The sequence below is a fragment of the Kitasatospora sp. MBT63 genome, from assembly GCF_000710465.2.
GTDB lineage: Bacteria > Actinomycetota > Actinomycetes > Streptomycetales > Streptomycetaceae > Kitasatospora.
The window spans coordinates 2,044-12,532 of record NZ_JAIZ01000254.1 but is presented as its reverse complement, the minus strand read 5'-3'; the positions used below and the strand labels follow the sequence as shown (position 1 = coordinate 12,532).

The window sequence follows — 10,489 nt, the reverse complement described above, 5'->3', positions numbered from 1 at the left end:
AAGCCTCGAGGGTGAGCTGCGTCTCAACCCGGGCAGGCCCCGTTGCCTATGCAACTCGTTGCATAGCAAGATGCGGCCATGGCACTGGAGCACGCGATCCTCGTCTCGCTGCTGGAGCAGCCCGGCTCCGGCTACGAGCTGGCACGCCGGTTCGACCGGTCGATCGGCCGCTTCTGGACCGCCACCCACCAGCAGATCTACCGGGTGCTGCGGCGGATGGAGACGGACGGCTGGATCGCCGCCGAGGAGATCGCCCAGGACGGCCGGCCCGACAAGAAGGTCTACTCGGCGGCCGGCCCCGGCCGGGCCGCGCTCTCCGGCTGGCTGCGCGAGCCGGTCGAGCCGGAGACCGTCCGGCACGAGCTGGCCGTCAAGATCCGGGCGGCCGCCTTCGACGACCCGGGCGCACTGATCTCCGAGGTCGAACGCCACCGGGAGTCGCACGCCGCGCTACTGGCCCGCTACCTGGCCGGCGAGCAGCGGGACTTCCCGGCCGGCTCGACCCTCGACACCCGCCAGGAGCTGCAGCACGTGGTGCTGCGCGGCGGCATCGAGTACGAGCGGATGACCCTCGCCTGGCTGGACGACGTGCTCGCCACCCTGCACCGCCTCGCGCACTGAGCCCGAAGCCCGAGGCCCACCGAACCCCGCCCTCGAACCCTCGACCCCCAGGGAAGCCACCATGCTGTTCAACCCGCGCTCCTACGACCCCGTGCAGTTCGACGAGCCGACCCGCAGGCTGCTGCGCGCCACCGTGGACTGGTTCGAGTCGCGCGGCAAGAAGACGCTGATCGACAGCTACATCGACCGCACCTGGTACGCGGACTTCCTGGAGTTCGCCGCCAAGGAGGGGCTGTTCGCGGAGTTCCTGACGCCCGCGTCCGCCGACGGCACCAAGCGCTGGGACACCGCCCGCAACGCCGAGCTGAACGAGATCCTCGGCTTCTACGGCCTCGGCTACTGGTACACCTGGCAGGTCACCATCCTGGGCCTCGGCCCGGTCTGGCAGAGCGAGAACGAGGCCGTCCGGGCCCGCGCCGCCAAGCTGCTGACCGAGGGCCACGTGATGGCGTTCGGCCTGTCGGAGCGCACCCACGGCGCGGACATCTACTCCACCGACATGATCCTCACCCCGGACGGCGACGGCGGTTTCACCGCCACCGGCTCCAAGTACTACATCGGCAACGGCAACGTGGCCGGCCTGGTCTCGGTCTTCGGCCGCCGCTCGGACGTCGACGGCCCCGAGGGCTACGTCTTCTTCGCCGCCGACAGCCGCCACGAGGCCTACCACCTGGTCAAGAACGTGGTGAACGCGCAGATGTACGTCAGCGAGTTCCGGCTGGAGGAGTACCCCGTCCGCGCCGAGGACGTGCTGCACACCGGCAAGGCGGCCTTCGACGCGGCCCTGAACACCGTCAACGTCGGCAAGTTCAACCTGTGCACCGCCTCGGTCGGCATCTGCGAGCACGCGATGTACGAGGCGCTCACCCACGCCCACAACCGGGTGCTGTACGGCAAGAAGGTCACCGACTTCCCGCACGTGCGCCGGGAGCTGACCGACGCCTACGCCCGCCTGGTGGCGATGAAGCTGTTCAGCGACCGGGCGGTGGACTACTTCCGCACCGCCTCGCCCGATGACCGCCGCTACCTGCTCTTCAACCCGATGACCAAGATGAAGGTCACCACCGAGGGCGAGAAGGTCATCGACCTGATGTGGGACGTCATCGCGGCCAAGGGCTTCGAGGCGGACACCTACTTCGACAAGGCCGCCAAGGACATCCGCGGCCTGCCGAAGCTCGAGGGCACCGTCCACGTCAACCTGGCGCTGATCCTCAAGTTCATGGGCAACTACCTCTTCAACCCGGCCGAGTACGCGCCGGTGCCGAGCCGCCTGGACGCCGCGGACGACGAGTTCCTGTTCCGCCAGGGCCCGGCCCGGGGCCTGGGCGCGATCCGCTTCCACGACTGGCGCACGGCCTACGACGCGCACGCGGACGTCCCGAACGTGGCCCGCTTCCGCGAGCAGGCGGACGGCTTCTGCGCGCTGCTGCTCTCGCACGCGCCCAGCGCCGAGCAGCAGCAGGACCTGGACTTCCTGCTGGAGATCGGCCAGCTGTTCGCGCTGGTCGTCTACGGCCAGCTGGTGCTGGAGCAGGCCGAGCTGACCGGCCTCACCGCGTCCGACGAAGGCCGCGACGTGCTGGACCAGGTATTCGACGCCCTGGTGCGGGACTTCTCCGCGCACGCCACCGAGCTGCACGGCAAGGCCTCCACCACCGAGGAGCAGGCCGCCTGGGCGCTGGCCCACGTCCGCCGCCCGGTCGCCGACACCGGGCGCGCGGCCCGGGTCTGGTCGCAGGTCGAGGCGCTCTCCGGCGCCTACGAGATGCAGCCGTAGCCGTTCCGCCAGGCCGGCCGGTGCACGGCCGCGTGGGGGTGCCGGGACTGCTCCCGGCACCCCCACGCGCGCCGCCGGTCAGAAGGTCAGTTTCCAGCTGTCGAGGTAGCCGGTGTCCTGGGCGGCCACGTCCTGGATCTTGAGCTTCCAGGTGCCGTTGGCGGCCTCGCCGGACGCGTTCACCGTGTAGGTGGTGATCACGTTGTCGGCGGAGTCGTTGGAGCTGGAGTTCTTCAGCCGGTACGCGGTGCCGTCCGGGGCGATCAGGTCGATCACCAGGTCGCCGCGCCAGGTGTGCTTGATGTCGACGCCGACCTGCAGCGCGGCGGGCGCGTTGCCGCTCACCCCGGTGACGGTGACGGACGAGGTCACCGCGGCGCCCGCGTCCGGGACTGCGAGGTCGGCGGTGTTCTCGAAGACCGTGCCGGTGGGCGGCGTGGTGCTGCCGGTGCCCAGGGTCCAGATGGCGTGCGCGATGGCGTCGCTCATCCGGTCCAGCACGGTGTCGTCGATGTTCGCCGAGGTGTCGCAGGACGCGTGGTAGCAGCGGTCGAAGGCCTGGCCGGAGGTGCCGCCCCACTTGGCGGCCTGGGCGCTGGTCTTGATGTAGTCCGCGCCGCTGAACAGGCCGCCGACCGGGATGCCGGCGTTCTTGAACGGCGAGTGGTCCGAGCGCCCGTCGCCCTCGGTCTCCGGTTCGGTGGCGACGCCGAGGCCGGTGAAGTAGTCCTTGAACAGCGAGTCCAGCCGGGCGTCGTCGTCGTAGACGAAGTAGCCGGGGTTGGGCGAGCCGATCATGTCGAAGTTGAGGTAGGCCTCGATCTTCGAACGGTCGCTGCTGGACAGGCCGTTGACGTACTTGCTGGAGCCGACCATGCCGGCCTCCTCGGTGCCCCACCAGCCGAAGCGCAGGTGCTTCGCGGGCTGCAGACCGGCCCGCGAGACGGCCAGCGCGGTCTCCAGGATGCCGGCCGAGCCGGAGCCGTCGTCGTTGATGCCCGGGCCGGCGGTGACCGAGTCCAGGTGCGCGCCGACCATGATGGTGTGCGCGGTGTCACCGCCCGGCCAGTCGGCGATGACGTTCCAGCTGGTGGCGCCGTTGTAGGTGTAGGACTGCAGCACGGTGGTGAACCCGGCGGCGTCCAGCTTGCCCTTCACGTAGTCGGCGGAGGCCTTGTAGCCGGCCCGGCCGTGGGCGCGGTTGCCGCCGTTCGCGGTGGCGATGGACTGCAGTTGGGCGAGGTGCGCCTTGACGTTGGCGACCGGGATGTCCGGTGCGGCCAGGACGCCCTGACGGGGCGCCGGGCTGGCGGAGGCGCCGCCCGGGACGAGGAGGGTGGCGGCGGCAGCGGCGGCGGCCGCGACTGCGGCCACGGCGGAGCGGCGGACACGGGATCGCCGTATCGCACGCCGCACGGCGGGCTCGGACATGGAGGGCTCCGGATTCTGGTGGGGCAGAACTGGACCGGGACAGCACACGTCGGCCGCGCGCCGATTGGGGTGCGGCGCAGCGGGACGGCACTAACTTGACGCGACCATGATGATTGAGCGAAGCAAAGCTTTCGTCAAGGGGCACCGGACGCAGCCCGCCTGAGGGACCGTCCGGAACCGGGCCGGGCCCCGGCGGCTACTGCCCGCCGAGGCGGTTGATCCCACGGGTGGACAGCACGCGCTCGGTGTCACCGTGCACCGCCACGGCCAGCATCGCGCGGCCCACCGTGTCGGTGGCGGTCACCCAGCCGGGGACCAGCCGCCGCAGCACCGGGAACAGCGGGGCCGTCACGGCGTACCCGGCGCGGTACCAGCCGGTGCGCGACCGGGCGCCGTGCCGGGGCTGGATGAAACCGGGCCGGAACATGTAGGTGTCCGGCCCCAGCGCGATCAGGTCGTTCTCGGCCCGCCCCTTCACCCGGGCCCACATCGCCCGCGAACGCCCGGTCCGGTCGGTGCCCTCGCCGGTCACATAGGTGAAGGTCAGCCCGGGGTTGCGGGCCAGCAGCACCCGGGCCGCGGCCAGCGGATAGTCGTACGAGACCCGGGTGTAGGCCCGCTCGTCCATCCCGACCGAGGAGACCCCGAGGCAGTAGAAGCAGGCGTCCAGCCCGGCGAGCCGGTCACCGAGCGGCGCCAGGTCGGTGAAGTCGGCCAGCGCCGCCTCGGTCAGCTTGGGGTGCGAGCGGCCGAGCGGGGAGCGGACCACCGCGAGCACGCCCGCCACCCGGTCGTCCAGCAGGCACTCGCGCAGCACGCCCTGGCCGACCATGCCCGACGCGCCGAAGACGACGACCTGCAGTCCGCTCACAGCTGCGCTCCCTGGATGCCCGGTGGGCCGCCCCGTGGCGGCCCCCCCCGATCCTGGCACCGCCGCCGGGCGGCAGCGACCCCACCCCGGGCAGCACGAAGCCCGGCCGGCACGCGGTCGCGTACCGGCCGGGCCGTCCGGGTGGCGGTGGGACAGGGTCACTTGGCCGGATGGCCCGGTCCGCAGGTGCTGCCGCCGGCCGTCTCCACCGTGGTGCCGCGGGTGGCCGCCTGCTCGCCGGGCTGCGGCGGACGGCCGCCGCCACCGGGCGGGATGTCCGGATGGCCCGGGCCGCCCGCCTCGACCGGCTTCGGCGGACGGCCGGCCGTGGTCCGCCACACTCCGACCACGGTGGCGAGTGCCACCGTCCACACCGCCGCCTTGCCTATGCCTTTCGCCTGCATCTCGGTACCTCCGGGTTCCCCGCCCGCCTGCGAACAGGTGGGCGATTCGGTCCAGCCGTTCCCCCCTCTGCACCGAATATCCCCGCCGGGCCGTCCCGGCCGCATGGGCCTGTGGTCCCCCTTACATCCGGTCACCTCCGGGACGGCGCCGCAGCGGCGCCGGTCAGTCGACCGGGCCGGGTGCCGCGGTGTGCGGGATGGCCGCGGTCACCACCGCGCCGGTGGCGTCGTTCGCCGCCGTGAACCGGCCGCCGAGCTCCTCCGCCCGCTCCGCCATCGACCGCAGGCCGACCCCGGCGTCGGAACCGTGGCTCGGGAAGCCTGCGCCGTTGTCCCGGGCCGAGATCAGCACCCGGTCCGCCTCGACCCGCAGGCTCAGCGTCGCGCTGGTCGCCCCGGAGTGCCGGACCACGTTGTTCAGCGCCTCCCCGCTGATCCGGTACACCGCCACCTCCACCGCCGCCGGCAGCTGCGGCAGCGGATCCGGGTCCAGTTCCACGCTGACCCGCAGGGTGCGCCCGTCCAGACCGCCGGCCAGCCGGCGCAGCGCGCCGTCGAGGCCGCAGGTCCCGAGGGCGGCGGGCGCCAGCCCGTCGGTGATCCCGCGCAGCTCCTTGATGGCGCCGCCGATGCCCTCGGACGCCGCCAGCAGCGACCCGTCCAGCGCGGAGCCGGGGCCCGCCGCCGAACGGGCGGTGTCCAGCCGGAGCCGGACCGCGGACAGTGCCGGGCCGAGACCGTCGTGCAGGTCGTGCCGCAGCCGGCGGCGCTCCTCCTCGCGGGCCAGCACGATCCGCTTGCGGCTGGCCTGGAGCTCCTCGTACAGCCGCAGCGAGGCGATCGCCGGGGCGGCCTGGTCGGCGAGGAAGCCGAGCACCTCGCGGTCCTGCCGGTCCAGGCCGCCCCGACCGGGGCGCGGGGCGACGTGCAGTTCGCCGATCTCGGCGCCCTCGAAGCGCAGCGGCAGCCGCTCGGCGTCCTGCGGGCACTGCCCGACCGCGGCGACCTCGCTGCGACCGCCGGCGGTGGTGATGGTGACCCGGGCACCGGGCACGCCGAGCGAGGTGACCACGGTGGAACACAGCAGCCCGGGGGCGTCGCCGGGGTCGACGGCCAGGCTCAGCCGCTCGGCGAGCCTGCGGACCACCTGGTACGGATGGGCGCGCCGGCCGTAGTAGTACCGGTCGACGGCGTGCAGCACCCAGCCGGCCGCCGGGCGCAGCAGCACCCCCATCACCAGGGCCGCGAAGGCCAGCCAGCGGGCGTCCGCGGTGGCGGCGGCCGGCAGCAGGCGGTACATCAGGTAGCCGAGCACCGCGTTGGCGAGCACCAGCAGGGATACCAGCACGAAGGCGGCCATCACCCGCCGGGTCGAGCGGTCCAGGTAGGCCGAGCGGTCCCCGGCGAAGGCGAAGGCCACGCCCACCGCCCAGGAGGCCGCGCCGAGGTAGAACAGCCAGCGCCCGTCGAAGTCGAGCGGGTACGGCAGGAAGACCGCGGCCAGCCAGATCAGGTACGGGATCAGGATGCCGAGCATCCGCAGGTGCGGCCGGCGCGAGCGGTACCAGCGCACGGCGGCCACCAGCAGCGCGGCCAGCGCGACGGCGGGCGCCTCCCAGACGTCCACCGAGCCGAACAGCGAGCCCAGCCGGTCGTACAGGACGGCCCACCCGCCGTGCCCGAGCGGGTTGGCCAGGCCGTACCAGTCGGCGGTGCCGGCCACCAGGTAGTACTCGTGGGCGGCCACCCAGAGCACCAGCAGCGGGAACAGGAAGCTCCAGCGGCCGGACGGCAGCCGGCCCGACGGCAGCCACAGCGGCAGCGCGTAGACGGTCAGCGCGTAGGCGATGTCGGAGGCGAGCACCAGCACGGTGAGCGCGTCCACCGCCACCGGGCCGGCCCCGGCCAGTGCGGCGGCCAGCAGCGCGAGCATCCGCAGGGAGTGCAGCAGGCCGGCGGCGAGGAAGACCGAGCCCGGGCCGTGCAGGGTGCGGTGCACCATCAGGAACAGCCCGACCAGCGCGAAGCAGACGTCGACGGCGACCAGCAGCCCGTCGTCGACCAGGTACGGCCCCACCCGCGGATCGCCGAGGTGGGTCAGGGCGAGGACCACCCAGCAGAGCGCGGCCAGGATGGTGGTCCCGCAGATCCAGAACGCCGCGTCGAGCCGGCGGTCCCTGGTGATCTCGGCGGGGGCGAGGGCGGTGTGCCGGCTCATCGGCTCCTCCTGGGTGTCGGTCCTCCTCGTGCTGCGGGTGGCCATCCTGGTCGGCCCGGTGTCCCGGGTGCACGGGGCCGCGGTCCCGTCCGGCCCCACCGCGCGGCCGGGACCGCCCTCAGGAGTCGCCCAGGCCCATGTCCCTGGCCCGGGCGACGGCCTCGGCGCGGGTGGCGACGTGGAGCTTCTCGAAGATGTGGGTGACGTGGTTGCGGACGGTCTTCTCCGCGACGAACAGCTCCCGGGCGATCCGGCGGTTGTCCAGGCCGCGGGCGACCAGGTCGAGCACCTCCGCCTCGCGGGCGGTCAGCGCGGGGAAGAGCTGCCCGGCCTCGCGCAGCCGGCTGCCGGACAGCAGGGTGGTGATCCGGGCGGCGATCCCGGCGCCGAACACCGCGCCGCCGGCCGCCACCGTCCGGACGGCGTGCAGCACCTCGTCCCGGCCTGCGCCCTTGACCAGGTAGCCGCGCGCCCCGGCCTGCAGCGCCGCGAGCAGGCTGCCGTCGTCGTCGGCCATGGTCAGCATCAGGACGGGGACGGCCGAGCCGTCCGGTTCGGGCGCGACCCCGGCCGCGAGGGGTCCGGCCGGGACGGACGGGTCCGGCCGGGGCTGCCCCGGGGGCTGCGCGGAGAGCAGACGGACCGCGTCCAGGCCGGAGCCGTCGGGCAGTGTCAGGTCCAGCACCACCACGTCCGGCCGGTGCTCGGCGACGGCGCCCGGAACGGCGGCCACGGTCTCCGCCTCCCCCACCACCTCGACGCCGTCCGCGCTCTCCAGCGCCGCCCGGAGCCCCTCGCGGAACAGCGGATGATCATCGACGATCAGTACACGCACCGATGGGGCACCGCTCTGCTGATCAGCCACGCCGCGGACACTACCAGTGCCATCAGGGTGACTATTGGTGACATGCGGGGACGGCGGCGATTACCGGGGGATCCTCCGACGGTCCACCCATCGGAGCGTCGCGAAAGGCCGCCGCCATGGCACCAAGACTCCTGCGGACCGCCGCCCGGCTGGCCCTCGCCCTCGGGGCACTGGCCGCCACCGCGGTCCCCGCCGCGGCCGCACCGGCCGCCGCGCCCTGGACGGCCGCCCTCGACGGCTGCCCCGGCACCGGCCCGCTCCGCCCGTGCCTGGCGCTCGGCACGCCGCAGCGGCTCGGCGACGGCCTGGTGCGCACCTACGCCCGGCTGGACCACGGCCGGCCGCTGTCGGTCGGCATCCTCTACTCGGACCGCGCGCTGGACCACCTGCCGACCGCCATGACCGACGGCCACCACTGCTTCGACGTCGACGGCGACGGCCGGACCGACCCGATGACCGAGTGCGCCGGCAGCCACGAGCGGGTGCTCCCGCTGCCGGCGGCGCTGCTGCGGATGCCCGACATGCCGCTGAAGTGGGCCCTGGTCAACTGGAACCCGATGGGCCACCCGCCGGCCGCGGTCTTCGACCGGCCGCACTTCGACAACCACTTCTACCTGCAGCCGAAGGCCGAACGGGACGCGATCCGGCCCGGCCCGTGCCGCGGCCTGACCAACTGCGCCGACTACGCGACGGCCACCCGGCCGGTCCCGGCCGAGTACCTCCCCGCCGACCACCAGAACAAGAACATCACCGAGGTCGCGATGGGCAACCACCTGCCCGACCTCACCTCCCCCGAGTGGCACGGCGCACCGTTCACCAAGACCTTCGTCTACGGCTCCTACGACGCCCGGATCACCTTCCTGGAGCCGATGGTCACCCTGGCGACGCTGCGCGACGCGCGGACCTCGGACCCGGCCACCGCCTGCTCACCGGTCAAACAGCCCAAGGCCTGGCAGCAGCCCGGCTGGTACCCGCGCAGCTACTGCGTCGGGTACCGGCCGGACCGTCACGCGTACAGCGTCTCGCTGGAGGACTTCGCCCTGCACCGCTGAACGGCGCCCACGGCGCGCCCGCCGTCCCGGTCACCTCCAGCTCTCGGAGGGCGAGTAGAGCCGGTCGGAGGTGTCCAGTTCGTACGGCATGCCGGGCGGCATCCGCAGGATCTCCAGCTGCAGGCCCCACGGGGTGCGGAAGTACACCCAGCGGTCACCGTGGATCGGGCCGCCGTCGGTGACCGTCTGCGGCTCGCCGAGCACCTCCACACCCGGCTGCGCGCGCAGGTGGGCGGCGGCGGCGTCGACGTCCTCCACCGCGATGGCCAGGTGGTGGCCTCCCCAGTCGCTGTTGCGCGGCAGCACCCGGCGCTGGTCGGGCGAGCGGTACTCGAACAGCTCCAGGTTGGTCACCGGGCCGAGCCGCAGCATGGCGATCCAGGCCCGCGCCTCGCGGTGGACGCCGAGCTGACGGGTCATCCACTCCCCCTCGGGGTCCTCGACCGGGCCGATCCGGTAGAGCAGCCGGGCGCCGAGCACACCGGTGAAGAACTCCACCGCCTGGTCCAGATCGGGCACGGTGTAGGCGACGTGGTGCACGGCGAGCGCACCGGGGATCGCACTCATGACGGCCTCCCGGCGGGGGCGGGGACGGAGCCCGGGCGCCGGTGGGCCTCCGACTCCTCCTCGGCGTACTGCTGCTCGTGGACGTAGCGCTGATTGGCCAGGGCTCCGGTCAGGCTCAGGCCGCCGTCGACGGTGAGGGTGATGCCGGTGGTGTACGCGGCCTGCGGCGAGGCGAGGTGGACCACCGCGGCGGCCACCTCCGCGGCCCGGCCGGGGCGGCCGGCCGGGATCGCCGGGCGCCGGTAGTCGGCGGCGTCGCGGCCCTCCGGCACACCGTTCATCGGGGTGGCGGTCTCCCCCGGACTGACCGAGTTCACGGTGATCCCGTACGGGGCCAGCTCCACCGCCATCACCTTGGTGAGCTCGCCCAGCCCGCCCTTGGCCGCGCAGTACGCGGCGCCGCCGACCACCGGGACGAACTCGTGCACCGAGGTGACGTTGACGATCCGGCCGCCGCGCCGCCGCGCGGCCATCAGCCGGGCGGCCGCCTGGGCGCAGGCGAACGGGCCGGTCAGGTCGATGTCCAGGATCCGCCGCCAGTCGTCCAGCTGCTCCACCAGGAAGCGTGAACGGCGGTTGACCCCGGCGCAGTTGACCAGGACGTCCAGCCCGCCCAACTGCTCGGCGGCCCGCTCGACGGCGGCGGCGGCGCCGGCCGGATCGGCCAGGTCGAGGCGGAACGG

At 73.5% G+C, this 10,489-nt stretch carries 10 protein-coding genes; 3 read left to right on the top strand and 7 right to left on the bottom strand.

All coding sequences use genetic code 11. The features are described 5' to 3' along the window. Window positions 1–78: 78 nt before the first annotated feature. Both AA75_RS16180 and AA75_RS16175 read left to right on the top strand, forming a co-directional pair. Complete coding sequence (locus tag AA75_RS16180) at window positions 79–621, top strand: PadR family transcriptional regulator (protein WP_033820736.1); 543 nt, start codon at window positions 79–81, stop codon at window positions 619–621. A gap of 61 nt (window positions 622–682) precedes the next feature. Further along, complete coding sequence (locus AA75_RS16175; RefSeq protein ID WP_033820735.1) at window positions 683–2,398, top strand: acyl-CoA dehydrogenase family protein; 1,716 nt, start codon at window positions 683–685, stop codon at window positions 2,396–2,398. A 78-nt stretch (window positions 2,399–2,476) separates the two neighbouring features. On the opposite strand, the gene AA75_RS16170 is transcribed toward AA75_RS16175, so the two are convergent. From AA75_RS16170 to AA75_RS16150, 5 genes are all read right to left on the bottom strand, one after another. Continuing rightward, a complete protein-coding gene (locus AA75_RS16170) occupies window positions 2,477–3,802 on the bottom strand; it encodes a M28 family metallopeptidase (protein WP_033820743.1) in 1,326 nt (441 codons plus the stop codon). Between the two features lie 223 nt (window positions 3,803–4,025). Beyond that, a complete protein-coding gene (locus AA75_RS16165; RefSeq protein ID WP_233289037.1) occupies window positions 4,026–4,700 on the bottom strand; it encodes an epimerase in 675 nt (224 codons plus the stop codon). 158 nt (window positions 4,701–4,858) lie between these two features. Continuing rightward, window positions 4,859–5,104, bottom strand: a complete 246-nt coding sequence (locus AA75_RS16160) for a hypothetical protein (RefSeq protein ID WP_033820734.1) — start codon at window positions 5,102–5,104, stop codon at window positions 4,859–4,861. Window positions 5,105–5,267: 163 nt separating this feature from the next. After that, window positions 5,268–7,322, bottom strand: coding sequence for a sensor histidine kinase (locus tag AA75_RS16155; protein WP_051812542.1), 2,055 nt, complete (start codon window positions 7,320–7,322; stop codon window positions 5,268–5,270). A 118-nt stretch (window positions 7,323–7,440) separates the two neighbouring features. Continuing rightward, window positions 7,441–8,187 (bottom strand): response regulator transcription factor, encoded by a 747-nt coding sequence (locus AA75_RS16150; RefSeq protein ID WP_233289036.1) that lies wholly within the window; start codon window positions 8,185–8,187, stop codon window positions 7,441–7,443. A gap of 116 nt (window positions 8,188–8,303) precedes the next feature. Between AA75_RS16150 and AA75_RS16145 the strand changes: the two genes are divergently transcribed. Then, complete coding sequence (locus tag AA75_RS16145) at window positions 8,304–9,239, top strand: hypothetical protein (RefSeq protein ID WP_051812540.1); 936 nt, start codon at window positions 8,304–8,306, stop codon at window positions 9,237–9,239. Window positions 9,240–9,269: 30 nt separating this feature from the next. Here AA75_RS16145 and AA75_RS16140 read toward each other — a convergent pair whose 3' ends face one another. Then, a complete protein-coding gene (locus AA75_RS16140; RefSeq protein WP_033820732.1) occupies window positions 9,270–9,806 on the bottom strand; it encodes a VOC family protein in 537 nt (178 codons plus the stop codon). Continuing rightward, window positions 9,803–10,489: SDR family oxidoreductase (locus AA75_RS16135; protein ID WP_051812538.1), on the bottom strand; the 687-nt coding region annotated here is incomplete at its 5' end. The genes AA75_RS16140 and AA75_RS16135, both read right to left, overlap by 4 nt.